The sequence below is a fragment of the Thermoplasma volcanium GSS1 genome (assembly GCF_000011185.1).
Lineage (GTDB): Archaea > Thermoplasmatota > Thermoplasmata > Thermoplasmatales > Thermoplasmataceae > Thermoplasma > Thermoplasma volcanium.
On sequence record NC_002689.2, the window covers coordinates 359,179 to 384,882 of the forward strand.

General features: G+C 40.0%; 30 protein-coding genes. 16 read left to right on the top strand and 14 right to left on the bottom strand.

Annotated elements, in window-relative coordinates; genetic code table 11:
• Positions 1–47: 47 nt before the first annotated feature.
• The gene (locus tag TVG_RS01905; protein ID WP_156769046.1) at positions 48–845 is read left to right on the top strand and encodes a Rieske 2Fe-2S domain-containing protein; all 798 of its coding nucleotides are present in this window, start codon (positions 48–50) and stop codon (positions 843–845) included.
• Between the two features lie 10 nt (positions 846–855).
• Positions 856–2,469, top strand: coding sequence for a cytochrome b (locus TVG_RS01910; RefSeq protein ID WP_010916625.1), 1,614 nt, complete (start codon positions 856–858; stop codon positions 2,467–2,469).
• Between the two features lie 2 nt (positions 2,470–2,471).
• Here TVG_RS01910 and prpB read toward each other — a convergent pair whose 3' ends face one another.
• The 4 genes from prpB to TVG_RS01930 form a co-directional block, all read right to left on the bottom strand.
• On the bottom strand, positions 2,472–3,353 hold the full coding sequence (prpB, locus tag TVG_RS01915) for a methylisocitrate lyase (protein WP_010916626.1): 882 nt from the start codon (positions 3,351–3,353) through the stop codon (positions 2,472–2,474).
• Complete coding sequence (locus TVG_RS01920) at positions 3,337–4,668, bottom strand: MmgE/PrpD family protein (protein ID WP_010916627.1); 1,332 nt, start codon at positions 4,666–4,668, stop codon at positions 3,337–3,339. The genes prpB and TVG_RS01920 overlap by 17 nt, the downstream gene beginning before the upstream one ends.
• A gap of 123 nt (positions 4,669–4,791) precedes the next feature.
• Positions 4,792–5,610, bottom strand: a complete 819-nt coding sequence (tatC, locus tag TVG_RS01925; protein ID WP_010916628.1) for a Sec-independent protein translocase TatC — start codon at positions 5,608–5,610, stop codon at positions 4,792–4,794.
• Positions 5,600–5,902, bottom strand: coding sequence for a twin-arginine translocase TatA/TatE family subunit (locus TVG_RS01930; RefSeq protein WP_010916629.1), 303 nt, complete (start codon positions 5,900–5,902; stop codon positions 5,600–5,602). Before TVG_RS01930 ends, tatC begins: the two co-directional genes overlap by 11 nt.
• A gap of 426 nt (positions 5,903–6,328) precedes the next feature.
• On the opposite strand from TVG_RS01930, the gene TVG_RS01935 reads away from it, so the two are divergent.
• Genes TVG_RS01935 through TVG_RS01955 form a run of 5 tightly spaced genes read left to right on the top strand, consistent with a single transcriptional unit; the run spans position 6,329 to position 9,099 of the window.
• Complete coding sequence (locus TVG_RS01935) at positions 6,329–7,168, top strand: ubiquinol-cytochrome c reductase iron-sulfur subunit (protein ID WP_010916630.1); 840 nt, start codon at positions 6,329–6,331, stop codon at positions 7,166–7,168.
• A 2-nt stretch (positions 7,169–7,170) separates the two neighbouring features.
• Positions 7,171–8,346, top strand: coding sequence for a cytochrome b N-terminal domain-containing protein (locus TVG_RS01940; RefSeq protein WP_010916631.1), 1,176 nt, complete (start codon positions 7,171–7,173; stop codon positions 8,344–8,346).
• Positions 8,343–8,534: a hypothetical protein gene (locus TVG_RS01945; protein WP_010916632.1), complete on the top strand. Its 192-nt coding sequence runs from the start codon at positions 8,343–8,345 to the stop codon at positions 8,532–8,534. Before TVG_RS01940 ends, TVG_RS01945 begins: the two co-directional genes overlap by 4 nt.
• A 2-nt stretch (positions 8,535–8,536) precedes the next feature.
• A complete protein-coding gene (locus tag TVG_RS01950; protein WP_241760304.1) occupies positions 8,537–8,875 on the top strand; it encodes a hypothetical protein in 339 nt (112 codons plus the stop codon).
• Positions 8,875–9,099, top strand: coding sequence for a hypothetical protein (locus tag TVG_RS01955; protein ID WP_010916634.1), 225 nt, complete (start codon positions 8,875–8,877; stop codon positions 9,097–9,099). Before TVG_RS01950 ends, TVG_RS01955 begins: the two co-directional genes overlap by 1 nt.
• Here the strand turns inward: TVG_RS01955 and TVG_RS01960 are convergent.
• From TVG_RS01960 to TVG_RS01975, 4 genes are all read right to left on the bottom strand, one after another.
• Positions 9,096–9,623: an Lrp/AsnC family transcriptional regulator gene (locus tag TVG_RS01960; RefSeq protein ID WP_010916635.1), complete on the bottom strand. Its 528-nt coding sequence runs from the start codon at positions 9,621–9,623 to the stop codon at positions 9,096–9,098. The two genes, TVG_RS01955 and TVG_RS01960, sit on opposite strands and share 4 nt — an antisense overlap.
• A gap of 132 nt (positions 9,624–9,755) precedes the next feature.
• Entirely contained in the window at positions 9,756–9,926 is a 171-nt protein-coding gene (locus TVG_RS01965) for an AbrB/MazE/SpoVT family DNA-binding domain-containing protein (protein ID WP_010916636.1), read from the bottom strand.
• Between the two features lie 55 nt (positions 9,927–9,981).
• Positions 9,982–11,880: a type IV secretory system conjugative DNA transfer family protein gene (locus tag TVG_RS01970; RefSeq protein WP_010916637.1), complete on the bottom strand. Its 1,899-nt coding sequence runs from the start codon at positions 11,878–11,880 to the stop codon at positions 9,982–9,984.
• A complete protein-coding gene (locus tag TVG_RS01975; protein ID WP_010916638.1) occupies positions 11,873–12,493 on the bottom strand; it encodes a hypothetical protein in 621 nt (206 codons plus the stop codon). Before TVG_RS01975 ends, TVG_RS01970 begins: the two co-directional genes overlap by 8 nt.
• A 262-nt stretch (positions 12,494–12,755) precedes the next feature.
• Between TVG_RS01975 and TVG_RS01980 the strand changes: the two genes are divergently transcribed.
• The 3 genes from TVG_RS01980 to TVG_RS01990 all read left to right on the top strand — a co-directional run bounded on the left by TVG_RS01980 (position 12,756) and on the right by TVG_RS01990 (position 15,089).
• Positions 12,756–13,223 (top strand): hypothetical protein, encoded by a 468-nt coding sequence (locus TVG_RS01980; RefSeq protein WP_010916639.1) that lies wholly within the window; start codon positions 12,756–12,758, stop codon positions 13,221–13,223.
• Positions 13,216–14,343 carry an ATP-binding protein gene (locus TVG_RS01985; protein WP_010916640.1) on the top strand — a complete coding sequence of 376 codons (1,128 nt, stop codon included), beginning with the start codon at positions 13,216–13,218 and terminating at the stop codon, positions 14,341–14,343. Before TVG_RS01980 ends, TVG_RS01985 begins: the two co-directional genes overlap by 8 nt.
• A gap of 107 nt (positions 14,344–14,450) precedes the next feature.
• Positions 14,451–15,089 (top strand): Snf7 family protein, encoded by a 639-nt coding sequence (locus TVG_RS01990; RefSeq protein WP_010916641.1) that lies wholly within the window; start codon positions 14,451–14,453, stop codon positions 15,087–15,089.
• A gap of 98 nt (positions 15,090–15,187) precedes the next feature.
• Here TVG_RS01990 and TVG_RS01995 read toward each other — a convergent pair whose 3' ends face one another.
• Positions 15,188–15,496, bottom strand: a complete 309-nt coding sequence (locus TVG_RS01995; RefSeq protein WP_010916642.1) for a hypothetical protein — start codon at positions 15,494–15,496, stop codon at positions 15,188–15,190.
• Positions 15,497–15,601: 105 nt separating this feature from the next.
• On the opposite strand from TVG_RS01995, the gene TVG_RS02000 reads away from it, so the two are divergent.
• From TVG_RS02000 to TVG_RS02010, 3 genes are all read left to right on the top strand, one after another.
• Positions 15,602–16,588 carry a homoserine dehydrogenase gene (locus tag TVG_RS02000; RefSeq protein WP_010916643.1) on the top strand — a complete coding sequence of 329 codons (987 nt, stop codon included), beginning with the start codon at positions 15,602–15,604 and terminating at the stop codon, positions 16,586–16,588.
• A 174-nt stretch (positions 16,589–16,762) separates the two neighbouring features.
• The gene (locus TVG_RS02005) at positions 16,763–17,575 is read left to right on the top strand and encodes an ABC transporter ATP-binding protein (RefSeq protein WP_010916644.1); all 813 of its coding nucleotides are present in this window, start codon (positions 16,763–16,765) and stop codon (positions 17,573–17,575) included.
• On the top strand, positions 17,572–19,197 hold the full coding sequence (locus TVG_RS02010) for an ABC transporter permease (RefSeq protein WP_010916645.1): 1,626 nt from the start codon (positions 17,572–17,574) through the stop codon (positions 19,195–19,197). The genes TVG_RS02005 and TVG_RS02010 overlap by 4 nt, the downstream gene beginning before the upstream one ends.
• An 11-nt stretch (positions 19,198–19,208) precedes the next feature.
• Here TVG_RS02010 and TVG_RS02015 read toward each other — a convergent pair whose 3' ends face one another.
• Together TVG_RS02015 and TVG_RS02020 are read right to left on the bottom strand one after the other, a co-directional pair.
• Complete coding sequence (locus TVG_RS02015; RefSeq protein ID WP_241760306.1) at positions 19,209–19,733, bottom strand: hypothetical protein; 525 nt, start codon at positions 19,731–19,733, stop codon at positions 19,209–19,211.
• A complete protein-coding gene (locus TVG_RS02020; RefSeq protein ID WP_010916647.1) occupies positions 19,730–20,023 on the bottom strand; it encodes a DUF211 domain-containing protein in 294 nt (97 codons plus the stop codon). Before TVG_RS02020 ends, TVG_RS02015 begins: the two co-directional genes overlap by 4 nt.
• Before the next feature lie 339 nt (positions 20,024–20,362).
• On the opposite strand from TVG_RS02020, the gene TVG_RS02025 reads away from it, so the two are divergent.
• A complete protein-coding gene (locus TVG_RS02025) occupies positions 20,363–21,328 on the top strand; it encodes a Gfo/Idh/MocA family protein (protein WP_010916648.1) in 966 nt (321 codons plus the stop codon).
• A gap of 12 nt (positions 21,329–21,340) precedes the next feature.
• On the top strand, positions 21,341–21,685 hold the full coding sequence (locus tag TVG_RS02030) for a hypothetical protein (RefSeq protein ID WP_010916649.1): 345 nt from the start codon (positions 21,341–21,343) through the stop codon (positions 21,683–21,685).
• A 38-nt stretch (positions 21,686–21,723) separates the two neighbouring features.
• Here TVG_RS02030 and TVG_RS02035 read toward each other — a convergent pair whose 3' ends face one another.
• Positions 21,724–22,194, bottom strand: a complete 471-nt coding sequence (locus TVG_RS02035) for an AAA-associated domain-containing protein (protein ID WP_010916650.1) — start codon at positions 22,192–22,194, stop codon at positions 21,724–21,726.
• Between the two features lie 639 nt (positions 22,195–22,833).
• Between TVG_RS02035 and TVG_RS02040 the strand changes: the two genes are divergently transcribed.
• A complete protein-coding gene (locus TVG_RS02040; RefSeq protein ID WP_010916651.1) occupies positions 22,834–24,015 on the top strand; it encodes a cation:proton antiporter in 1,182 nt (393 codons plus the stop codon).
• A gap of 576 nt (positions 24,016–24,591) precedes the next feature.
• Here the strand turns inward: TVG_RS02040 and TVG_RS02045 are convergent.
• Together TVG_RS02045 and TVG_RS02050 are read right to left on the bottom strand one after the other, a co-directional pair.
• The gene (locus TVG_RS02045; RefSeq protein ID WP_048053926.1) at positions 24,592–25,173 is read right to left on the bottom strand and encodes an MFS transporter; all 582 of its coding nucleotides are present in this window, start codon (positions 25,171–25,173) and stop codon (positions 24,592–24,594) included.
• A gap of 30 nt (positions 25,174–25,203) precedes the next feature.
• On the bottom strand, positions 25,204–25,638 hold the full coding sequence (locus TVG_RS02050) for a hypothetical protein (RefSeq protein WP_048053927.1): 435 nt from the start codon (positions 25,636–25,638) through the stop codon (positions 25,204–25,206).
• Positions 25,639–25,704: the final 66 nt, after the last annotated feature.

Below are 25,704 nucleotides of genomic sequence, written 5' to 3' on the forward strand. Positions count from 1 at the left end.
CTCAGCAAGGGCATTGCATAAACAATTAGGTAAAATTTTGACGTTGAATGCGGAGGTGTCATGACACGACAGAAGAAAAGAAAAATGCAAAATGTAAGAATCAATCTGAAAACGACGTGGTAAACGATCCTAGTAGACGAAACTTCATAAAAGCCATGGGTATAATATCAATTGCTGCTGTGGCTGGCCTGTCTCTTCGTGGCCTTATACAGAATATAATACCACCTCAAGAAGTTGTTAGTACGGGCTTTCCGACTTTAACTCTTGTTAGCCAAAAGACTGGTGCGCCAGTAAAGACCAGCGATCTCCAGGTGAACTCGCCCGAGATAGTACTTTTTGACTACCCATTGCAAAATGAGCCAAATTTCTTGCTAAGGCTCGGAAATTCCAGTGGACAGGATATACAAATAAAGCCGGTTTCTGTAAAAATACCGGCAACAGGCAAGACGTATACATCCCCTGGCGGAGTTGGCCCTTACAAATCTGTTGTTGCTTCTAGTGCTATCTGCCAGCATCTTGGATGTGTGCCGCCGGAGATACACTATTACCCACCAGGTACGCCCATTCCAAGCACTAGCATAAGCGGATCATCCAATCATGGCCTTATACACTGCAACTGCCATGGGAGTACGTACGATCCACTAAACGGTTTTTCGGTTGTAACGGGTCCTACGACACATCCATTACCAAGCGTCGTCTTATCGTATGATTCATCGACTGATACATACAAAGCTGTATCCATGGTCGGGCCTACAATTTATGGGCATACTAACGACCTAAGCGGCGGCAATCCTGTAAGCGGTACAAGCACAGATGTTGTAAACGAAGGCGTTCCGAGCCAGTGAGGTGCAAAATATGGAGGAAAAGAAACTCGAAGATTATGAAAATATCGTTGAAATTATAAATAAACCTGAGCCGCTCCCCAGGAGAGTTCCAGATTACATGAGAAAAGCCGGGGGCATATGGTACTGGACGGGGGCGCTTACAATGTTCGCTTTTCTATATGAGGTTGTCACCGGCATAATTTTGCTCTTTTACTATCAGCCATCCAATGCTTATACTAGCACTGAAACATTTCTTCATTCGGTACCGTATGGTGAAATAATCCTAACGACACATCTCTATGGTGCCTACATAATGATAGCACTTGTTTACATACATCTTTTAAGAAACATCTTTGTTGGAGCATACAAGAGACCCCGCAGGGATCAATTCCTTTCAGGAATATTGCTCCTGTTGCTCACTCTTGGCGTTGGTTACTTCGGTTATTCCCTCAGCGGTGATGTACTATCAGCTGATGCTACAGATGTAGGAAGAGGAATAGCACAGGGGTTCCCCTACATAGGCAATTATTTGATGGAAATTATATTTGGCAACGGTACTCAAACATCACTCTTTCACCGTTTGCTTGCATGGCACATACTGTTGGCTGGCCTCATAGCCGTATTAATTGCTGCACACTTCTTCCTTGCAGAAGCAAGGACGATAATGCCGAAGAGATCTGAATCTAATTACAGGGTCCCGGCCATTGATAAGGAAAAGCCAGATTATAAGCCCTGGTATCCATATAATATGCTATATATGGTGGAGCTTGGCTTCTTCTCGGTTGCGCTTATATTTATACTGCCATCGCTTGCTGCACTCGTCCCTGGAGTACCAATGCTGTTTTCACCGTTCCCACAGCTCCCTCCAGATAATCCTGCTGCAGCTGCCTTGCCGGCATATCCTCCTTGGTTCCTCCTGTTCATGTACAAGGAACTGGACTTCACATTCGCACAATCTATGGGCCCGTTCTGGGCTACGGTCCTGTTCGCTGGGCTCCCCCTCGCTTACCTTATCCTCCTTCCGTACATTGATACCAGCATTTCCCTTAAGATATCAGAAAGGCCGATATTTAATGGGCTCGCAATAGTGGGCATTCTTTATCTGATTGGGCTATCCGTATTGGGTGCTCTAACTCCAGGTCAACCAATACCGACTCTGGATGCAGCTGCAATCTTCATTGTACCGTTGATCATTGTTTTGCCTTTATCGTACTATATCGCAAAGTTGTATCGTACAGGCAAAATAAATAATGTACATATCGGTGTTATAGGTACGGTGCCTGTCATCGGTTTCTTTGCCTTTGAACTAGGTTCTCTACTTCCAGGTTATTTCAGGGGATACGGCGGCATATACTTAGAGGCATCCATATTCATGGCAACAGTACTCGTACTTATTTTCCTCGTTCTTATGAAGGTTGAAGGCTACTTTAAGTCAACTACCCCCAAAAAGCCGATGAGCAAGAGATCGTACATACTGGTGTCAGCAATTCTTGGCTTTTTCACCTTATTCCTTGCAACTATTGTTTCTACGATGAACCCTACATCAATAACTGATGAGGCGTTCTATGCTATGGGTATTGGTTTTATATTCATAGCATTAGGAACTATTACAAAAATATATAGAAAAACAGCATACAACGAATAAAATTATTTTTTTATTTCAAAAAATACATTATCTTCCTTTTCATAGTCATAGTACCCAATGAGATCGTAAAATTCAGCCCTTCTCATGATCTTGTCTAAGGAGTTGCGCTGTGTTCCATAATTCTTTATATCTGCGTAGATGCTATCAATTGCTTTTAGCATTGTTCTGAACGCGGTTAACGGGAATATCACAATGTTGTAGCCAATCGATCTTAGATCATCAACAGAAAGCAAAGGTGATTTTCCGTCCTCTGTCATATTGGCTAACAAATAGCCTTTCACCTGTTTTCTCATTTTTTCAAATTCTTCCTTGCTCTCAAGGGCCTCTGTGAATATCGCATCAGCACCGGCTTCTAAGTATGCATTTGCCCTGTCTATTGCGTCTTCAAGGCCGTTCACGGCTCTCGCATCCGTCCTCGCGATTATCATGAAATCTTCATTCTTTCTTGCGGAAGCGGCAGCAGAGATCTTCCTGATCATCTCATCCCTATCGATAACCTTCTTACCATTCAAGTGGCCGCACTTTTTCGGTAGCTCTTGGTCTTCCATATGTATCGCGGATGCTCCACTTGCCTCCATGACCCTTACTGTTCTAATAACGTTTACAACTTCGCCAAAACCAGTATCAACGTCCACTATAAGCGGGAGCCTCGAAATTGCAGTTATCCTCTGCACTTCCTCAGCTACCTCATTCATCGTAGTAACGGATAGATCGGGCAACCCCATCATCCCAGCAACCTGCGACCCTGAAAGGTAAGCTGCCTTAAATCCTCTCTTTTCGGCTATTAGGGCGCCGATTCCGCCGACAACACCCGGCGCCACTACAATATCTTCACGTAATAGCCTTCTTAATTGGGAGGGGCCGGCATTAATGTTGTCCTTCAGCCGCGACGTTAGTCATCACCTCTTTTAGCTCCACCAGGCTTTTGTTCTCAATATTTCTCACATAGGAAACTAACTCTACTAGGTTTGGATTAACCCTTCTGGCTTTAGCCTCGAGATCCTTCCATGTATATGGATCACGGAAGTGACCCTTTGGAACATCAATTTCTTCTTCTTTGACGCTAGTTTGGTCTGTTACGCTTATCTTAACCGGCAAATACTCTGGGTACATTTTATCAAACCTTTCCGTAACTTTAAAGTGTATTTTATCAATCGTATCCAATATTTTCTTATCATTGAGATATTTATCGTCATACGAATGAACATCCGGTTCTCCATAGTTTAGTGTATAGGCTATTATGTATGGCATACTATGATCAGCAGTTTCCTTATTTTGCGGCCTAAGCTTCTCTGGATCCTTTATTATTATTGTGTGGGCCACTTTAAAAGTCTCTACATCGATTTTCTTGATGTTGCCGTCTAATTTGTCTTTGAGATTGGCTGCAGCCTGTGCCGCACTCATCGCATGATATTCTACTGGATAATTCTTAATCATCGTCTTCATTACGTGGGGTTTTATTTCCAACTGAAATTCGCCAGAAACCTGTTTCTTAAAGCCCATCTCACCTTCGAATATATCTGAAGGACCAGTAAGCCCGGCCGAGGCGTTCAAAACGGCAAGGGTAGACGACATTGTTTCGTAAGCAACAGTGCATCCCTTCCACATGCTCAGTTTTCCTGCTCTAGTCTGTCGCATGCTTATGTTATTGATTATCGATAATGAGACTGCGTTTTCAAATTTTTCTCCATTTAATTCCAGCATAGAAGCAAGCGCAGCTGAAGACGATATGGAGTCATAGTTTACATGATCCCAGCCTCTGTCCCTTATTGATACGGCGTCTGCAAATGAACACACAATATCATAGGCAACCTTTACCGCCCTAATTACGTCTTTTCCCTCCAATTCCTTGGTCTCCGCCATAGTGATGAGGGGTGGTATATTGTCGGAAGGATGAAGGGCTTCTTTGGACAAATACGTATCATTATAGTCCATATATCTAGTCATGCAGCCGTTGAGCATCACGGCATAGGGGGTGAACACCTTCCTTTTTGAGAAGTATATGGTTGAATCCATCTGACCACGGACATCACCAATAGTGTTAAGGAGTATCTTTGTTGGAGGCGAGCTAATTGCTGTAAAAGCCGTAATAAACGAATCAGCTATCCTCATCTTTATTGCTTCCTTTTCATCGTCGTTTATATCAGAGAACGACGTTGAGTTTGCATAGTCCTCCAATACTTCTACTGTTTTGTCCATGTCTTGTAAACGTAATTATTTATATATATCTTAGAGTCCCCTTGCATAAATAAAAATATTGGCTTTAATAATCAGAAATCTGCGATGCACAACAAGCATTTAGTAAGCAAGGTACTGTTACCGTTAATTATATGGGGCGGTTGCAGTCATTGCTTCGCTTTTTTCTTCTACTCTCTTGGCTATAAAAGCCCCAAGAACGTAGAGCAGCATCATGGGCAGGGCCATTATCATCATGCTTACCCCTAAAACTCCAGGTGAAAACACAAGGCCGAAAATAAGTGAACCTACTACTGCATACCGCCAGTTCCGCAACCAGAAGTTAGCCTGTACCAGCTTAAGCCTAGTCAGGGCAACCATAATCACAGGCATCTCAAATGAGAGCCCAAATGAAATTATGTATACGAACAAAAAGGATGTAAAACTAGAAATTGACATGGTTGGATAAGCGCCAACAGACGAATCGAAATAGAAAAAGATCTTAAACAGGTCAGGAAAAATAAACCAGAAGCCAAATATACTCCCTATTGCAAATAGAACTGCAGCGGGTATGCCAAGGCTCCTTATAGCGGATATCTCCTGCTTCCTTAGCCCGGGTCCTACGAACCTGCCTATCTCCGTTACTATTATTGGCATGCTGAAGAGTATAGCTAAAAACATTACACTGTATATGTCAGCTACCATTGCGTCTGTCGGTTTCACTGCGATCAATTCGACCTTCTTTGGAAGCACATGGCTTTCAGCTAAAACCAAGAACTGAGCTCCAACATTGGAATATGGATCGGGATATAGCATCGGGATCTTTCTTCCAAGCATATTTATATATTCAAACCTGAATGTAAAAAAGATCAAAAAAAACACAAAAAATCCTATAAGGGCCCTAGTAACCCTTAACCGAAGTTCATCTATGTTTTTCTGCAGTAAATCAAGTATTTCATTGGGCATTTTTTAATTTTTCTTGTATTTCTGCCTTTAGTTCATCTATGCTTTTGCCTTCGGTCTCTATTCCCATGGTTTTTGCAACCGATATATAATCTACGCCCTGGGATGCTGTTTGTGCAGTATTATTAGAATTCATTGCTTTTCGAAGTTCCTGTTCAATCTCCATCTGCCCACGCTTAAATTCACCCGTGGCCCTACCAACATTTCTGGCTAATTCTGGTACCTTCTTAGCACTACCAAACAAAACAAGAATCACTACAATAACGATTAGCCATTCAATGGCAGAATCCAGCATATTATCATACAATGCAATTAAGATTTGTATATAACCTTTATCTCTAAAATGATAGGGTTAAAGGTACACACTTAATTAGATTAAATCCAAAATCTGATGTTGTGATTTTGTTCGTACTGCGTATCAGGAGATATCCTTAAAGTGGATTTCATAATATACTAAAAATATTTAATCTCTATTTTTGAGTTTGTTTTTTCTAGTATTAATTCAAAAATCTTTATATACAGAAGCGTATAATTTAGCTGTGTATGCTAATATTTTTAAATATAGCTAATTTAATATTTGAAATATGATTATTATATACATAAAGAAGCTAAAATTTCCAATAATAATATTGTTTAAATTATATTATTAATACTTTTTTAAATTACAAAAAAACTTAATAATTACATGAAAGTTATATAATATGCTTCATTATTCAAAATAATGGCTAATACGCAATCCGAAGACGAACCTAAAGACAGGCTTAGGCGATCTTTTCTAAAAGGTGCTGCTGTTTCACTTTTTTCGTTAGCTTTAGGGAGTCTATCAATCGAAAAATTTTTTGTTCCTACAACTAGAAATGTTCCGGTGTCATCATACAATGGTAAATATCCTACTGCAATACTTGTAGATCCAGATGGTACGCCAATAAAGGCTTCGGAGATACCTTATGCGCTGCCCGCCAGTTCCTCATACCCAATACTGGTATTTAACTATCCACTACAGGATGAACCAAACATCTTAATAAGATTGAGGAACGTTTCAATACCGAATGCAATACATATAAATAATTCTACTGGCGGCGTAGACAGTATAACTGCTTATAGCGGGATATGCCAACATCTCGGCTGCACAGTCCCTCTTTTAGACTATCATCCCGGAAATTCAATCCCATTTGAGGCGCAGCTGATTGGCTACACTAAGAAGAATTGGCCAGAATACGGCCTGCTCTATTGCAAATGCCATGGGAGTCAGTACGATCCAATACGTGGGCCTCATAATCTTTATAATTCCGGACCTGCCCCAAGCCCTGCAAACCATTCTTTACCACAAGTTTTGTTCTATCACGATTCTGCTACAGACTACCTCTATGCTATTGGTATGAATCCAGTGAATGCAGTTATAAGAACGCATCTTTGGCAACCAAATGGTGAAACCTACGGCCCAGAGGTAGTAGACGAAAACCTCTCTGGAGGTACAGAATTACCTTTTGACAACACTCTTGGGCATTATAAGGCTACAGTTGTATCAAGTTCAAACTTCAAGTGGTCAGGGAGGTTTTAGAAATGACGGAGAAAAACGAATACGATCTCACAAAGCTCACGAAGCCAGACGAAGAGTTTGAGGGTTCATACAAGATTGTATTAAGGCCAATAAGCAAAAAGGAGTTTAGGCTTGATTATTGGACGGGTTCTTTCCTTATGGCTGCAGTTGCTTATTTGGCGGTATCAGGGATGCTTTTATTTTATTATTACCAGAGCGGCCATCCATTTTCATCAACTATATCTATTATAAGTAGCGTACCTTTTGGATACGCTTTATTAACTTCACATCTGTACATGGCGTATGCCATGATAGTGCTCGTATACGCACATATGCTTAGGAACTATTTCGTTGGCGCATATAAAGGAAAGTGGAGGTGGCTGCAGTGGATATTGGGCGTTATACTTTTCATACTTGTATATACGACAGCAATCGTAGGCTATATGCTGACCTACACTTACATAAGTGTAGCAGCAACGCATGTCGGTGAGTTGCTTATAGAGAGAAGTATAATAGGTAGGCTATTACCTGGTCTTGCAAACTGGCTTGTGTCTATACTTATTGGAGACGGTACAACTTCTCAGACCTTTTCCCACATACTGGGTCTTCATGTTATGATATTATCAACTCTGATCATAGTTATAGCCTTTGTTCACTTCTTCCTGTTCGAGAAATCCGGTCCATATGGTGTAAAGTATGATAAGAATGAAAAGATGGTTCCTTGGTTCCCAGTTAATCTTCTCTATACAATTTTCCTGTCATTGATGTTCATAGGAGTGATACTTATATTTTCTGCCGCTTTTCCGCAAGTGATTCCTGCTGCATATGGCTTACCCGTCTATGGCACGCTGCCATTCCCTGATTGGTACATCCTTCCGGTTTACAAGCTTATGGATACTGCTGGATACGGGCTTACTACCGGCGGAGTTCCCCTGGTTATAGTCTTTTTCCTGTTCCTTCTTATATTACCTTTTATAGATAGATATAGTGGATCGCATCCGCTCGACAGACCTATGATAACAGCCTTTGGGATATTCATAATTATAGGTATACCTGTAATTGCCCTCTGGGGGGCAAGCCAGCCAGGATTAACTCAGACTAGACTTCTTACGATGTTTATGTGGTGGGGTTTAACGTTTGTTTCGATAGCTACAGTTTATGCTATGCGATTTGCTAGAAAGGATGGTGAGGAGAGGTGAACAGGTCAGTACTTGCTGTTTATTCCATTGCAGGAATTCAATTTGTGATCGCCATAATACTTTGGATCCTTGCAGTCACTAACCCAACGGGAAACCAAAGGATATGGTCAGTAGTGTTTGCTATTGATCTCATATTGAGCGGCATTATAGCATTTATAATTATGCGGCCTGAAATGGAGGTGAATTGAGGATGGATCGTTATTCATTGAAACTATACTATGCTTCTATGATAGTGTACATATTCGGATCAATAACTTTGATACTGTACACCCTAATTATAAAGCCGATAGCACTGATGTACCACGAACCCATAAATCAAATGGTCTCACCGGTATTTGGGAATTATGCAAGATACCTCTTTTCTCTTGAACTATTTACAATGATAATCATGGTTGTATCGCTTATACTATTCTTGCTTTCAATCTACCATAACCACATAAGAAATGGAAAGATTTCAAAGCCAACCATAATTACGCCTGTACTGCTGTTCGCATTTGCATTTGTCTTGCTTGGGGTGAGCGGTTTTTGATGGACATACGAAGACTAGCTAAGGAGAAAAGAAGATCCTTTGGAAAGGTTGTTGCAGGAATAGTGCTCCTAGTAATAGCTATACCTGTATTTCTTGACTACAAGGTGTTTCCAGTGATTAACAGTGAGATAGGTCCGCATCAAATTGGAAGTTGGCTTGCACTACTTTTCTCGTTCATTGGGTTTATACTTATAATTGTAGGTATGGGTGAAATGGATATTTAACTATTATCTTTTTCCAGTCTTTTAAGCATGTCTTTTTCACAATTTGGGCAGCATACAAGATAAGTTCTATTTTTCCATTTTACTGAAATCGGATCACCATGTATTTGGTTGCCACAATAATCACAATACAGCGTTATGTTAGATAAAATGGCCTTCCCTTCTTCGACGGTGTCAGATATCCACACTTGATCATATTGAAAATCGTAATCCAGAGCAGATTTCGATAATACGAGTATGCGTTTTCCATTAGATAGTTTAAAATTGTAATAAATTAAATCATCAGGTATATGGACATCATCTGGCGTTAGGGCAATAATTTTCTTTTCTGATTCTTCGTAAGATGTTTTTATTGTGTACTTTTTAATAATGCCGTTTCTTTCAAGATCCTTTATTATCTTTGAAACGGTGTTTCTTCCAATTCCGGTTCTTTCAGATATCTCTTCAACGCTAGACCTTGAATCGTCTATAAGTTCCCGAAGGACTCTAGATTCTAGGTTGCTGAGGTTGCGTTTTTCTGGATGCATTCAAATATAGCATTAGATGAGGATAATTAATCCTTTGCATGGCGCCTGTCTGACTATAATTATCATACTAGGCAGTATGAAACACCATATAATTACTTAAAATGTTTCGTAAGTTTCGAAACTTCGCGACAGTTACTTCAATAACTCGATATAGACCCGACCGTCTTCGCCTTCGTAAAAGGCAATAAGATCCTCATCTTTGAGATTCAGTTTTTTCAATACTTTCTTGGGCAAAGTAACTCTAACAGATGATCCTCTCTTTGTCATTCTTGCTATGTCCATAATTCTTCTGTTGTCTGTCATATCACATCACAATTAAGAAGTAGTATAACCTTTTTTCTAAGAGCTATTTCGTTGTTCATTTTAAAAAAATGTCATACAGTGATATTATTTTTCGACCGACAACAAATCTCCTTATGGCATCATTTGTAAAGTTGTTCAAAGACGTAATATTATCTATATTTAAAATAAATTGCCGTTTGGTCTTCATTTCGCTATACACCGCTGCCTTTATAGTATAAAGCGGGCCCCCCTTCAATGACAGCATGTAAGGTGCTTCATCCAAAGATCTGAGATTAAATGAATACGTTTTCGATAGGGTCCGAAGGGTGAGTTTATCCCCAACACAAATCACCCAGGTATTCTCGTATAGCCCTGCTATATCGTTTAGATATATTGTGTTGCGGCTGTTCCTATATATTGATCCATCCTCGCTGATAGGCATGCTTCCGTAGACCAGTTTTACAAGCCTTTCACAGTCGCACTCCTTTGTTAAAAACACAATTTTTCTCCAGTTATGATGCTTAAGTTTATCTAGTATCCGCTCTTTATGGTCAATGTCAGAATTTTCTGCTTCTACTATGAATAGCCGATCTCCATAGTAAAAAAAGGAATCAGGGATGTACTTACCTGCATGGCCGAAGTTTACCTGTATTCCATGTCCATCGAGATATTTGGCAAATGCGGAAATTAGCTTGCTATGATCGCTTTCCTCCGATTCAGTTTTTCTTTCAGTACCCTTTGATCCAAACTCTACTATGCTTTCTTCGATTCTTTCATCCTTCGCTATCGGAACTACATTAAAGCCGAGGGATACGGGGCCATAGGATCCATCAGTGGACCATGCAACAAGCTTGTGCAGGCTCTGCGTTGTGAGAATCCTCTCAAGTTTCCTCGAAACTGGATGGTTTCCTACTGTTCTGGAAAGGTAGGCCGCATCTTCGTGAGAGACAAGGAAAGAGATAAAATTCCTTACATTTCCATAGACTGCTGACGAATAGCCCTCCATCTGGGAAATGTACTGATTAGATAGAATGAGGGATATTCCGTATTTTCTCCCTTCGCTTAGTATTGTTTCAAGTATGTCTGGTGGCACGTTTTGTGCTTCATCAACTACCACGTATGTTTTTACAGGTCCTGATCTGTTATACCTAACTAAGGCATCGAACCATATCTTCATAAGAAATAGGAATGCGATTTGCGTAGATACTTCAGAGGGCATCTTCCCTTTTGCAACGTCTACAAAAACGAATCTATCGGCAGTAGCCATCTCAGTATAGAGGTCTAATGAGTTCTTTGAAGAAGATACTAGGTCATTTACCGATTCATCGGATATAAGTGGGAGTATTTTATTTAAAGTAGAGGCGGAATATTCCCTCCAATACGATCGATCTGATATGAAACTTTTAATAAGGCTGCGCACTGCATCATTCTCTATTTCACCTATGAACATTCTCATCGAAGTGACGTCCGAAACTATCCTGAAGAACTCTGAAAGAGTTGGGTTATCCTGCGATTTTATGTACTCTGCAAGGACTGATCTAAACATCACCTCCAATCGTGGGCCCCAAGTGTTGTTGGAAACTGCTTTTGAAGAAAAGATAGACCTTATCCATCCGCCAAGCATATTTGCATCGAACCTGCGATCGAGAACATTCATCTTCATTTGATAAGAGGCCCCGTTTTTTTCTACTCGATCTAGCCCAAGGTAGATAACCTTCTTCTTTGTGTTGTAGACTGCGTCCTTTAAGGTTCCGTGAGGATCGATGACTACCACGTTTGCCCTTTCTTTATCAAGATTTTTGAGAAGATACACTAAGTAGCTTGATTTTCCTGTTCCAGTCTTGCCTGTTATAGAAAGATGCCCACTCAGAGAATTGTAGTTTATGTAAAATGGCCTTCCGTACTGATCCATTCCAATCTCTAATCCCGATTTGAGTCTGAATCCGGATCCTATGGATGGATCGTAGTCAAACATGCACGTCCTCCGGTATCCTTATAAAACTTGCTAAATTGAAAGCCATTGACATTGAATTCTTCCTGAGTGGTATTACGAATCTACATCTCTTCATTTTTATGCCATGCCTTTTTTTAAGTGACCTTATTTGTTGATCAAGGAATTCCATTATCTCCTTGTTATATTCTTCACAGGAAGAGATGCGTATAAAGAGTCCGTACTTCCTGCCACTTAAGGATAGAGATGAATACACCCTGCATAAGTATGCTATATTGCACTCAGGAAACATAGCTGCGAGTGTCGCTATACTATTAAGCAGATCTGGGAAGTAATACTCAAAACTTTTCTTCTTTTCTCTCGAGACATAGTATATCCTTCCTCTACCTCTTTTGATCGAAGGATTGCTCTCTTTCACATAACAAGGATACAACCTAGTAAAGAAACTCCTTAGGAGCTCATAGGCGCCATTTGAGCTGCTGCCTATATAGAAATGGGTATTTCCCCCTTCCGAATATAAAATGAATTCATTGAAATATTTCCTAGGGGGAACCAGCATCTCTGCGTGATTTCTGAAAAGAAGCAAATCCGTCTTTAAGTTTGAGTCCGTAAAGACAATCATGCCATATTTTCCCATTATTCGTGATGTCTATGATATTAATTATAATTACGTATATAAAATTTTACATATACAAAATTTTGTATTTTAAAAATTTTGAAATTAAATGGGTATCTTTTAACACTTTAAAGAGAGGCAAGATGTAACAAACGAAATAAACTTTTGAATATCCCATAGCCGCTTTTAACAACATAGATATGAATAATGCGAATTCTAAATCCTACGTTTCTAAGATATATGGAAGAATTAAATAAGAAGCATTCCATGAAAGATTGTTGCTATGACTCTCGTTATTACTGATGTGCTTAGATATTATAGCGGAGATACCAACGATGAAAAAATATCAAAGCTATACATAACGGCTTCAAGAAAAGTGCTGGGGCAGGCTTATGATTTAAAAAATGGGACGGTTCTGCAGGGGCGCCTTATGGATCTTTCAGTAGCTCCTGGAAAGGAAAAGATCACCGAAACAGCTGTTCCAGGGAGAGATAGATTAATAGGAACTAAACTGGAGGCTTACTACTTTTCTGCCGGGCAGTCAAACCCAACGGCCGACCGCGATTATATATTTTTTTCATCTAAATTCAGCCACATCCTTACGGAATATGCAATATTTGCAGAGGAATATGAAGTTAAAGTGGAGTTTGTAAGCGCAGCCTATAAATTGAAGAAGGTAAAGCTTTATACAAAGGGCACTGTGATGGATAGTTACTCCGAGGAGAAAAGCGAGGGAGATGTAAATGAGTGATGATGTTCAGAATAAGATTGAAAAAGCCACAAAACTACTGCACGCAGGGATAAAAGAAGAGGAAAATGGACATAAAGATAAGGCAAAGGAGTACTATCTTGTGGCTTACAGGGTAATGTTAGAAGCTGCAAACGACTCTCCATCGGATCTTAAGAAGAAAAGACTTGATCAATGTGCTTTAATATTAAATGCCTACAAACGCGTTAGTGGAGAAAGGACAGACTTCACAGTGAAAAAACAAAATGATGATGAAATAGTAGAAGGTGAGGCTCTACTAGAAGAGATAGGAATAGAAAAACCAGAGATACCAAAAGTAACCTTTGAAGATGTTGCAGGTCTAGATGACGTTAAAAATGAGATATTAGGAAAAATTATTTACCCAATGAAATTTAAGGAATTATCGCAGGAATATAATATACAATTCGGAGGCGGAATGTTATTGTACGGTCCGCCAGGCACTGGAAAAACCTTTATTGTTAAGGCTATAGCCAACGAGGTAAAGGCCAGATTTATCAACGTAAATCCTTCCACACTCTACAGTGAATGGTTTGGTGTTTTTGAAAAGAATATATCCAAGCTTTTCAGGGCAGCGTCATTGCTATCTCCAGCAATAATATTCTTTGATGAGATAGATGCTTTGGTGCCAAAGAGAGACACCTCCAATTCAGATGCTGCAAAGAGAGGAGTTGCACAGCTTTTGAATGAGGTTGGTGGTATAAATTCTCAGAAGAACAAAAATATATTCATCATCGCAGCAACAAACAATCCCTGGGAAGTAGATGAGGCCATGCTTAGGCCAGGTCGCTTCGATATAAAGATATACGTGCCACCTCCAGACATAGTCGCTAGAAAGAAAATATTTCAGCTTAATCTAGCGAAAATTAAACAGGTAGGAAACGTAGACTACGATCTGCTGGCAGAGGAGACAGAAGGATACAGTGGTGCAGATATAGAGTTCATATGCAAAAAGGCAGCTCAGAATGTATTCATGGAAGCGGTGAAAACAGGGAAGAGCAGACCAGTTGAAACGAGGGACGTCATAGACGTTATAGGAAGCATCAAACCTTCCATTGATTATGAACTGCTGGAAAAATATTCAAAGTATGGTTCCGCTTTTTAGGCAATAGCAATTCAATAAAAAGGCATAAAAGTTTATATGTTTATTTCGTTTATTATTGGCAATAGATCCCCTGCATCGATAATGGCAGAGGATAGGTAGGTATTAATATGGTGTTCTTTAAATTTGGAAAAAGTGAAGAAGAAAAAATGCTTGAAAGGAGATCAAGGATCAGTAAGTGGAAATCTGACATAGACCGAGCCATAAGGCAGTATGAAAAGAACAGGGAGATGAATATACAAAACGCTAAAATATCTCTTCGAGACGGGAACCTTGAAAAAGCCAGAGTGTTCGCTTCTAATATAGTCTCCTTAGAGAGTGCCATAAGAGGTCTTAAGGATTACAAGCTTTTCCTTGAGAACATAGATCTTAACCTGCAATTTGCAGATACCACCAAGAAGGTTTGGGCATCGCTAAAGGAGGGATCAGAGGACCTATTAAAGAGCCAGCTTACAGAAAAACAAGTAATACAGATGCAGCAGAACGTGGAAAAAATAATCAATTCATCAGACCAGATACAGGAAAGGCTTAGCAGCCAGCTAGACCAAATAACTACTGCGGTCAATCAGAGAGGTGAATACAACGTGGAGAGCGTTGACAAGATCCTTGAAACACTTAAGGGAGATACCGAAGCATCCAAGTCAGCTTCTCGTACATCAGAACCAGCTCAAGGGGAAGCTACAACAGATAAGGAACTTGAAGATCTTTTAAAATCGCTCGGAGGAGTGAAATCTGACGACAATAAATAAAATATACTAATGTTTATAAGAATATTTAAATTGGTTTATTGATTTGCTGCACTTAAGATATTATCGGTTTTTTGACACCAATCGTTATTATATAAAAATCATCCCTTCCAGAGTCCAACACCAAGCCCTATAAGGAATAAGACAATAGTTAAGGAAAGGGATCCTCCAAATCCTATGGAGATGGCTTTTGTTATCTGGTCTGCGTACGTCTTAATGTAAGGTACGAGTTTTGCCGTCACATTTGTAAGAGAAACGTGTGGAGCAAAGGAAAATCCTACATAGGTCGATATTATCAGAGCTATTATAATAAGGATGAACGACGTAACGCCCTTCTTTATGGCTAGGCCAAACAGCAACCCGTCAATAAGGGCAACGATTAATAGTACTACGCCAGTTACTTCTACCATTGTTAACCTATCCGAAATAGCCTATATAAATCTTTTTACTGAATCTTTTATAAATCTCCGTAATATTATTGTTTAATTTTAAATACCCATCTAAAATACCTAGCAGTGAAAACTATTAATTTATCGATTTTCGGACTAGGGAACGTTGGATTGAACCTGCTGAGGATTATAAGGTCATTTAACGAGGAAAACAGGTTAGGCCTAAAGTTTAACGTCGTGTTTGTTGCTGATTCTTTGCATTCGTACTATAACGAAAGAATAGACATTGGAAAGGTTATTTCTTATAAGGAAAAGGGATCCTTAGATTCCTTGGAATACGAGAGCATTTCTGCAAGTGAAGCTCTGGCAAGGGATTTTGATATAGTAGTCGACGCAACTCCTGCTTCAGCAGATGGGAAGAAAGAGCTTGCTTTTTACAAAGAAACCTTTGAAAACGGAAAGGATGTAGTTACCGCGAATAAGTCAGGGCTTGCAAACTTTTGGCCGGAAATAATGGAGTACGCTAGATCCAACAACCGGAGAATCAGATACGAAGCAACAGTAGCGGGTGGAGTACCTCTGTTCAGTTTCATCGATTATTCCGTACTGCCATCAAGGATTAAGAAATTTAGGGGAATTGTCAGCCTAACGATAAATTATTTTATCCGTGAACTCGCCAATAAAAGGGAATTTGATGACGTTTTAAGTGAGGCTACTAAGCTGGGAATAGTAGAAAAGAATTATAAAGACGATCTTACCGGCTTAGACGCGGCCAGGAAAAGTGTCATTTTGTGTAACCATTTGTATGGCAGCTCTTACAGGCTTTCTGACGTGTTCTACGAAGGTATTCTCGACCAAGATAGATCGTTCGGAAAGAATGAAAGGCTTGTTACAGAGACAGGTATTGTGAATGGAAAGCCATCAGCAGAATCACGAATAAAAAGCCTAGACAGCAACGATTATCTACTAACGCTAGGAAAGGGCTCTCTTGGTTATCAACTGCAAACCGATACCAATGGTACGCTGAACGTTAGCGATCTTTATGATGGGCCTTACGAAACTGCTGGAGCCGTAATGAATGATCTGGTAATTCTTTCTATGTTTACAGTATGATTCTGCTTTTCAACAGGATTTATATATGCCCAAGGGATCGGGCGTATGCGGTGATAGCCCCGTGAAATGACTTGAAATACCGTGAGTGCAGCATCCAGGTATAAAAGCCTCGGCAAGTCCATTAGACCGCAGTCTCAGTGATCGGGGTCCCACTAGTGTATACGGGTGATCACTTTGGCAAAGGACCTGGTCAGAGAGTCTCAAATAGAAAAGCCGAGCAATTCAAGCTCAGTTTTAGAAGCAGCAAATATAGATTTTTCTTATGAGAACGGTTATAAAGTATTTGAAGACATAAATTTAAGCCTTAACCGAAATGAATTTGTAGCGATAGTAGGACCATCAGGAATAGGGAAATCAACCTTGTTGAGGATCCTGGGCGGATTTTTGAAGCCAGATAAAGGATCTGTCTATCTTATGGGGAAAAAAATAAACAGACCAACACCAGACATAGTTTTGATACACCAGTCCATAGTTACTTTTCCGTGGATGACGGCTCTAGAAAATGTTATGGTATCCTTGAAAGCTAAGCACATCCCAAATGACAAGGCTGAAGAAATGGCAAAGGAAGCCTTAGAAACAGTTGGTCTCCAGGGGTTTGAAGACCTATATCCAAAGGAGATGAGTGGCGGCATGAGGCAGAGGGTTGCCATAGCAAGAGCACTAGCTGCTGATCCTTTGGTATTTCTTATGGATGAGCCTTTTGCCCATCTGGATGAGCTCACAGCGGAAGGCCTTAGGCAAGATATATATAACATACTCTTTAGTCCAGATACACCCCTGAAAGGCGTAGTGCTAGTGTCACACAATCTTACAGAAGTCATTGAACTCGCTGATGTGATATATATATTGAACAACGTTCCGGCAACGGTTGTCGGCAAGGTTCAGGTTGATCTTCCAAGACCCAGGAGCCCAAGGAGCGAAGCGTTCAACCGGCTTCTTGACAGCCTCTATAATTACTTGACTCCACCGAAGGTGAAGAAGCCATGAATATGGTACTACTTATAATCCTTGCAACTCTTGCAACTGCGGGACGTGTACTTGGCCTAATATTAATATCTATTGTTACAGGGTGGTTTCTAGCATACCTAGCGATAAAGGGTAAGTTTTTTGAGAATATATACATCGCTCTGATAGAGGTCTTTGAATCAGTTCCTGTTATCTCTTTCTTCCCAATAGTCCTAATAATTTTTGTAACTCGTATAGGTGGCCCACTAGGAGTAGAGCTGGCTGCCGATTTTCTTGTATTTACGGCTGTTGTATGGAATATCTGGATGGGTGAATACCAGGCCTTTAAAACCGTTCCAAAGGAGATGATAGAGGTTGCGGATAATTATAGAATGTCATTTTTGTCCAGGATGGCGCGGATATATATACCCTTCTCATATCCGAGAATAGCTGCAAACCTTTTCCCAAGCGTATCAGATGGATTCTTTTACATAACTGTAAGTGAAGTTTTTACAGTTGGCATTCATACTTATGCTACTTTTGGGATAGGTAGCGTGCTCGATAGTCTGGCCCCTACAGGCAAGACTAATTATGTTTATCTTGCGCTTTTAGTGCTTGCAGTAGTCATAGGAGCTATTATTTACATTTTGCGCGAATTCAGCAGATACGTCGTATCAAAATATACCATCGATACGGACGCACCCATAATAAGGAGAGGAAGGTTAAGCGTAAAGCAAACAACAAGGATTCTTTCAGTAATAGCTACAAATCCACTTTCTCGCCTTGCAGGTTATTACAGATCAAGATACCCGGGTCAGAATTCAGAGGTGTTCGAGAAAGACGAATATCCTCAGAGAAAGATAGGAAGCTATGTGATGTCAGGTATAGGTATAATTATACTTATTTTGCTAGTTTACTCCGCTTATTCTGTGATATCAGCTACACCGACTGCACTATGGCACAAGCTCGTATCTATTACTCCAAGAATTGTTGTTTATCTCCTGTATGACTACGGCAGAGTAGCCACGATCCTCGTTGTATCTTTTATCATATCGATATTTCTTGGGTATTCCCTCGCAATACATACCAGAGCGGAGGGGATCGGAGTACCTTTGCTTCAGGTACTTAGCGCCTATCCTCCACCGATATATTTCCCGTTTGTGTTTGCGGCAAGCTATACCTGGATCCACAATTTAATGGGCCCAGTAACTAACGAGTTTTTTGTTATAGGCCTTGGATTCATCAGCACATTTTATTACATGTTCTATTCCTTCTGGATGGGTGTTAAGGCATTGCCCTCGGAGTATTTCGAAGTGATGAAGAATCTCAATCTAGGTTTCTTCAAAAAGATGAGGATGATAATATTGCCAGGAACATTTCCGTACCTTATATCCGGCATCTCTTCAACAATAAATAGCGCTTGGGGAGGACTTATGATCGGCGAGTACTGGCCGGATATAGTCGGTGATAAGACCCTACAGATCCACTACGGCATAATGAAATTCATAGATATACAAACAGAAGCAGGAAATATAGCCTATGCTGGCTGGGCCTCTTTCATATTTGGAATTGTAGTTGTGATATATTCGATACTATTTACACGGAGAATGATGGACTTAGCTAGAAAGAGGTACGTTGCTGAAGAAGGCCTATTCGCCGCCTAAATACTTAGAATCTATCCTGCAATGTGAAGTATAAGCCCTACGTACGACATAAGAACCCCAAGCAGGGCCATACCCAACGCCCACGTTGCGTAGTGGCCTGATATGGATCTTGCTAAGCCTATTCCGAGGATCGATAGAGCTGCGATTGATATGACGAACGGAACCTCACCAAGCTGATGAAGATAAACATCAGAGGCGAGTGGGATAAGTGCACCTGCGAAGCCTGAAAAACCTGAAAGAGTAGTACCCTCCAACGATTCGATAAGTATGGAATGCCCTATTCTAGTGTGTATGAGCTTCCAAGGAGATACCATCGTAAGCTGCCTTGATATCCTTACTATCTCTCCCCTTAGTCTAGAGTATTCTGCAACAAAATAACTGAAAGCACCTACAAGAGATGACCCAAAGCTGATCCTCAACGCCTCATAGAGACTTACAGGAGTGTTCGATGCAATTCTGGCTGAAGCTATCATAAGGGCCGTTATTATGCCATCCGAAAGCCCGAGTGTAACTGAAAAAAGGGTTCTGCCTCTCAATCCTGTGTTCTCCTAACGTTTTCAATTAGTCTTTTTCCAACAGCGATCTCATCAACTGAATGAATAGCGGATCCTGTATTCTCTATAGATTCTATTAGTTCCTCATAATTTATGTTAGTACCTTCTACAGTTATGTTCGTTCCCATAGTTTCCATGTCCATTTCAGTGACAATTATATTTACAGCTTCTACACCAGGAACGCGCTCGATGGCAGAGGCCAATTCCACAAGTGTGGGTCTATTTAATCCCTTGTCAACGTCTAAAACTATACGCCTAATATTCAATTTCATCACTCCGGTCTTGCAGCCGGCAGGTACGGTCTACTCTACTTGACATAATCCTAAATCTATTGTAATTTTTAAATTTATCCCATGTTTCTTGTTCTAACTGACTTCCTCCCCACCCTAAAGGGCGAGTGTTTTTCCAATCGATTCGTGTTTATATCTCTCATTTGAGGAGCAGTTGAGTGGCTCAGCGAACCACTCCCATTGAATATTCTTTACGAAAAAAATATTTAAACTTTTTATAAGGAGGCTACCCATGCCTCCGGTGAATGGCGAGGCCTTCCTCTACCTTAACCCTCCATTTTGTAATCAAAACTATTTTTAATGATGATACACTAATATAGCGTGAAAGTAAATATTATAGGCCTTAACGGGTTCGGAAAAGTACATTTGGAAGCGTGGTCAAAGACTGACGTTGACATCGAAATAACAGAGAGAAAAAAGGAAATAGTTGAAGAACTCAAACAAAAATACAATATTTCCAAGGTTTATGGCTCGTTAGAAGAGGCTCTCCGATCGGATGCAGAGATATTTGATATAGTGCTGCCGCACAGTATGCATCGTGATGTAGCTGTAAAATCTTTGGAAAGCGGGAAGCACGTGCTCATAGAAAAGCCTATAGCAACAGAAGTTAGAGACGCACAGATCATGATAAGTACGGCTGAAAAGAATAAGAGAAAATTCATGGTTGCAGACCAATACTTTTTCGATCCGAGCGTTAAAAAGATTATCGATATCATAAAAGCAGGAGATATAGGAAAGGTACATTCTATTATAATACGTGACCAAAGGAAGTATAATTGGCATGGATGGCGTGCTGAGGCAGAACATATGGGTGGTGGATCACTTATAGATGGTGGCATACATTTCATAGATACACTTTTAAACATAGGCGGTGATTATTCAGCCGTTCGATCGCTATCCTATAAAAGTACCCAGTCTATTCAGGAACCAGACACTGTCGAGGCCATATTTAAGTTCAAAAACGGTTCGAATGGCATGTTCTTTTATTCATGGGGCTATCCATTTACTCCAAAGTTACCGGCATACGAGGTGATAGGAGAAACTGGGAGTATAGTTGAGGATGTGGTAAGCAAGCCAGTAGGTTTCGATGCCCCGAAGGGCAAAAGGGCATATGGGGACCCAATTGTAAATGCTAAGTTAATTGATCTTGGGGAACATGATATTTTTTATGATGAGGTTTCAGGCTTTTTGAAGTCGGTGGTTAAAAATGAGAACGTGCCGTTTGATCCTTATCTAGCGTTAAGAGACCTTGTGGCTGTGAAAGACATATATGCAAACCAGATTTAGATACGGAGAGATATGGCGGATTCAGAACAAGAGTTATTCCTATGCAGATGCAGACATAAGGCAGTTAAAGATATAGCTAAAAAAATTGGAGTTAAGAAAGCGTATCTCGAAAAGCTAATATTAAAAAACATAGCTGATACAGACAGTATAATGCAGAGACTGGTTGAAGGTAGAACAGTGAAAAAGCTTAATCCTGATATTTCGCCTATAATTAGGCAGTATCTGGAAGGGAACATTTCAGCGGAGGAACTTCTGAGGAATGACGACGTTTTAGATTACATAGCTGTAAAGATAAAGGATCATCACGACCGCTATATGGATTGTATAAGATTTATTTATAAGAATATCACTAAATAATACAGGAATTTTATTATCATTTGTAAAAAGAGGGATGTTCAAGATACAACGCTAAAGCCATCATCGTCCTTTCTCAAGAGACCTGAGTACACACCCCATTCTATAAGTATAACTTCTAGGTCGTGCTTTCCAGAAGGAGAATTAAAAGTTTGTACTCCTTTTCTTTGTAGGTTTTCCATTAGTGTCTCGCAATCAAAGTTGCGGAGATCAAGTGCGGTTCGGAAAGGTTCAATATTCCTCAGAGCTTCTCTAATTATTTCCTTTCTCCTCTTTATGCTTGCCCTTATATATTCTTTGCCTTCTTCGGTTACTATTATGTCGCCGGATTCCGCGCTAACAAAACCAAGTCTTGATGCGGTATATACTATAGGCATTAAATCATCAATATCCACTTCCATCTCTTTTTCAAGCTGGTAAAGGTCAGTTTTACCATCAAATATATTATTCATGACATATAGAAGTCCAACTAGATCGGCTATCCTGGCGTTCGGATCAATTACTTCTGTCATTTTCAGTTTATGATATAGCGAATAATAATATTAACTGTTTGATCAAATTAATCTAGGATTATTTGGGCAATAGCTTAGGTTTATAGATACATAAACATAGATCACGTTGCTTGTTTGATTTAAGCAAATACAATAAAATCTGCTTAATCTTAACACTTTCTAGAGTTTCAATCTTCCGTACATTAACGAAGATTAAGGAAATTATTAACGCCACTGCTGCATAACTCCTGACGCAGAAAAGATAATTGGTGACAATAAAAATCGAAAAATTTTAGTGATATGGCTTTGTATCGTTTTAAGAGAATGCTAAATTACGAATCTCAATTTAGATCTATGAAGCGGATTAAGAGAGGTAGCCTGGTATTATCATAGAACGAATATTTGAAGTTCATATACCTTACGCTCGATCAGAAGCTTTCCCTCGGAGTATTACACCGGTATAAATGAAATATCAATATAAGTTGTAAGATGAATGCTGTATTCAATTTAATAAACATTTGCTTCGTAGAATCAGGGGTATGTATTTCAAAACTCATGCTATTTGAGTCCAGAAGTATTGCTAGCCCCATGATCAGCGAATCAAGCATTGGACTATAGACATTCGAAAGAATAAATAATTTAAACACATGGTGCTAGGATATGGATTTAGGTATATTGTCCCAGCTTCTCATACTCCTCTTTGTTTCAATGTTGCTTGGGGTATTGTTCAGTAAGTTCAAGATACCTGACGTGGTGGCATATATACTGACAGGTGTATTGGTTGGAAATGGATTTCTTAAGATAGTTTCGCCATCCGTTCCAATATCCGACATAGAAAGTGTATCATTGTTCTTCATTATACTAGCGATTGGTGTTGAAGCAAACACAGAATATATCTATGGAAATGTAAGGAGATCAATTATTTTAACAATTTCAAGCTTCATCGCACCTAGTATGCTTGGTTTTCTATACCTTCAAGCTGTTGCTCATCTGCCAATTATCCCAGCATTCGTACTCTCCATGTCTGTTGGTGTGCCTTCCATATCAATAATATCGGTACTCTTGATGAGGTACGATTTGCTGAAGTTAAATGCAGGCAGACTCATACTTTCATCCGTCGTTCTCACCGATACAAGTGCCTTTATAATTCTGTCCTCTACATACGAAAGTGTTACAAAGGTTTTGATCTCCTTTGGCTTTGTTGTCCTTTTCCTTTTTGCCATATGGCTTTTTGATATACTAATAAGGAGAAGAGCGGGGCGTATAATTGAATGGATATCCAGGCGAGAGACCGATAACAATATGGAATACATATTGTTCTCTTTAGTTATAATTGCAGGGCTTCTTGTCTCAACCCTATTTGAATTCATCGGCATAACTTATGTGCTTGGTGCTTTTTATGCAGGCATATTGATTCACGAAGCGTCAATTGGTCAAAAGTATCATAAAATAATCCTTAATACTATAAAAAGAATAAACGATTCTTTCTTTATACCGCTTTTCTTTAGCATAGCCGGCATTAGTATGATCCTTCCAAAAATAAGTATATTCATGATCTTTTTACCTGCGCTATTGATATTAATGGGCGCGAGTGGGGGCCTTACCTATTTGGTCTCTCATAGATTAATAAGGAGCCTTGAGCCTATTAAAGTTGTGTCTATCCTAGGAGGTCGTGGGGCTGTAGGGGTAATTATTGCGACAATTGCTTTTCAGTCTGGAATAATAGATGTAGCGGTATACTCGCTTGCGTTGATAGGTACAGTGATATTCTCTTTGGTTATGACACCTCTGGTTTCTATTGGTAATGCACCATCTCAAAACGATGATGTTAGGTATAGCTAGTTAACCGCTTGTCCGTTAGTTTAGACAAAAATACTTTATGTTTTAATATTTAGTCTATTAAATACAATTAGTTGTTACATTTCTTCACTATTTCAGATCGTTACATCTTTGCCTATAATTCTGACCTCCTTCCCCGCCCTAAAGGGCGAGTGTTTTTCCAATCGATTCGTGTTTACATCCCTCATTTGAGTGGCAGTTGAGTGGTTCAGCGAACCCTTCGCGCCGGACTAGAACAACAAGCAGCCAATCGATGAGGCAGGAACCTCATGCCGCTTAGGGTTGAGAGGATGTCAGAAAAGGAGCAAGCCTCAAAGATCTGAATTCTAGGTAGAGCCCAATTTAATTGTTTCCCTCGGCATCAGGAATATGATTGCAATTAATCAACCTGTATCAGCCAAGATCAAGGATGCCTAGGCGCAATGTAAGAAGCTTTAGCTAAGAGTAGTTTACCTCGTACGAGCTACATTCATTAAAATAATATAGTTACCAACTAGCAAAAAGCCTTATTTAAGCATAAGCAACTATGCCATGTTGTGACTTGCAGAAGTGAAGGCAGAACGAACATCTAGGACACTATTAGTAATACTTAAATTTCCTGCCAGCAAATAATATTATAAGGCCTCCGAGGATCGCTGCCAATCCTGCGTACAGATAAGCGGAAAGTGGAGATATTTCATAATAAAGTAGGCCCATTAGGATGTTGCTTGTGAATAGACCTATGCTTATGAAAGATGTTAGATAGCCCACTCCGCTTCCTGTTCTGGAACCCTTAATAATCTTGGAGATTATCGTGGGTTCGAATGTTTCAACCCCAGATGTTCCTAGTCCAATCACGACAGCTGATAAATAGTAGTAAAGTTCAGGAGCCCGGTATAGATATACCAACGAAATTAAAAGTGTTCCCACGCCAGTGAGGGTGTATCCAAGGTATCCCAATAATCTGACTTCTTTGGAAATCCTGAGCCGACTATAAAGGAATCCACCAACAGATGAGGACGCCATAAAGACAGGGAATAGTACGAGTCCTGAAATGGTTGAATCTGCAGATTGTGCTGCCGTAAGAATGGGGAAGCCAATACTGTGATATGAAAATCCAAATGAGAGTGTTGCCAGGAAAACACCATAAACGACGTTCTTCTCTGCCTTAGCGCTATCCACATTCTTGATTTTTACCTCCTCTTGCTTAACTTAATGGACACTACGGGTAGATGCAACAAGAAGATTAGATACTACAAGTGGAGCAATTGAAAAGAGAAAAACGCGACTAAGAGGTAGTCCTAACGCTGTGAAACTCAGGGGCAGAATCCCTGCAATCGTACCTCCTGTAATGTCAAGTCCATGAAGGAGGCAAATGGCCCTGGATATATCCTCTTCCTTTGAGGACTGTATTATCATTACTCTCGGCGGTGGATTTCTGAAGTTCCTTGACCACCAACCTCCAATATAAAGAGCACTGGCACCTATGTATGTACCAGCAAGGCCTATTAAAGACATTAGCGGAATAAGTGAGTTTCCCAATATGGTAAGCTTCTTTGGGCTATGACTATCCCATAATCTTCCACCGATGTAAGAAAAGTCCGAACCTATTCCGTATCCAAGTGCTTCAACAATTCCAAAAACCATACGGGGGCGCCAAGAACTAAAACAAGGAAGACAGAAAGAGCTCCGATCACTATCTGGTAACCAAGA

Excerpts from the sequence above, each read along its gene's own strand:
- TVG_RS01905 (WP_156769046.1), top strand. The coding sequence starts at position 48 with ATGCGGAGGTGTCATGACACGACAGAAGAAAAGAAAAATGCAAAATGT.
- TVG_RS01910 (WP_010916625.1), top strand. The coding sequence starts at position 856 with ATGGAGGAAAAGAAACTCGAAGATTATGAAAATATCGTTGAAATTATA.
- TVG_RS01920 (WP_010916627.1), bottom strand. The coding sequence starts at position 4,668 with ATGGACAAAACAGTAGAAGTATTGGAGGACTATGCAAACTCAACGTCG.
- tatC (WP_010916628.1), bottom strand. The coding sequence starts at position 5,610 with ATGCCCAATGAAATACTTGATTTACTGCAGAAAAACATAGATGAACTT.
- TVG_RS01930 (WP_010916629.1), bottom strand. The coding sequence starts at position 5,902 with ATGCTGGATTCTGCCATTGAATGGCTAATCGTTATTGTAGTGATTCTT.
- TVG_RS01935 (WP_010916630.1), top strand. The coding sequence starts at position 6,329 with ATGGCTAATACGCAATCCGAAGACGAACCTAAAGACAGGCTTAGGCGA.
- TVG_RS01940 (WP_010916631.1), top strand. The coding sequence starts at position 7,171 with ATGACGGAGAAAAACGAATACGATCTCACAAAGCTCACGAAGCCAGAC.
- TVG_RS01950 (WP_241760304.1), top strand. The coding sequence starts at position 8,537 with ATGGATCGTTATTCATTGAAACTATACTATGCTTCTATGATAGTGTAC.
- TVG_RS01955 (WP_010916634.1), top strand. The coding sequence starts at position 8,875 with ATGGACATACGAAGACTAGCTAAGGAGAAAAGAAGATCCTTTGGAAAG.
- TVG_RS01960 (WP_010916635.1), bottom strand. The coding sequence starts at position 9,623 with ATGCATCCAGAAAAACGCAACCTCAGCAACCTAGAATCTAGAGTCCTT.
- TVG_RS01965 (WP_010916636.1), bottom strand. The coding sequence starts at position 9,926 with ATGACAGACAACAGAAGAATTATGGACATAGCAAGAATGACAAAGAGA.
- TVG_RS01970 (WP_010916637.1), bottom strand. The coding sequence starts at position 11,880 with ATGTTTGACTACGATCCATCCATAGGATCCGGATTCAGACTCAAATCG.
- TVG_RS01975 (WP_010916638.1), bottom strand. The coding sequence starts at position 12,493 with ATGGGAAAATATGGCATGATTGTCTTTACGGACTCAAACTTAAAGACG.
- TVG_RS01980 (WP_010916639.1), top strand. The coding sequence starts at position 12,756 with ATGACTCTCGTTATTACTGATGTGCTTAGATATTATAGCGGAGATACC.
- TVG_RS01985 (WP_010916640.1), top strand. The coding sequence starts at position 13,216 with ATGAGTGATGATGTTCAGAATAAGATTGAAAAAGCCACAAAACTACTG.
- TVG_RS01990 (WP_010916641.1), top strand. The coding sequence starts at position 14,451 with ATGGTGTTCTTTAAATTTGGAAAAAGTGAAGAAGAAAAAATGCTTGAA.
- TVG_RS01995 (WP_010916642.1), bottom strand. The coding sequence starts at position 15,496 with ATGGTAGAAGTAACTGGCGTAGTACTATTAATCGTTGCCCTTATTGAC.
- TVG_RS02010 (WP_010916645.1), top strand. The coding sequence starts at position 17,572 with ATGAATATGGTACTACTTATAATCCTTGCAACTCTTGCAACTGCGGGA.
- TVG_RS02020 (WP_010916647.1), bottom strand. The coding sequence starts at position 20,023 with ATGAAATTGAATATTAGGCGTATAGTTTTAGACGTTGACAAGGGATTA.
- TVG_RS02030 (WP_010916649.1), top strand. The coding sequence starts at position 21,341 with ATGGCGGATTCAGAACAAGAGTTATTCCTATGCAGATGCAGACATAAG.
- TVG_RS02035 (WP_010916650.1), bottom strand. The coding sequence starts at position 22,194 with ATGACAGAAGTAATTGATCCGAACGCCAGGATAGCCGATCTAGTTGGA.
- TVG_RS02040 (WP_010916651.1), top strand. The coding sequence starts at position 22,834 with ATGGATTTAGGTATATTGTCCCAGCTTCTCATACTCCTCTTTGTTTCA.
- TVG_RS02050 (WP_048053927.1), bottom strand. The coding sequence starts at position 25,638 with ATGGTTTTTGGAATTGTTGAAGCACTTGGATACGGAATAGGTTCGGAC.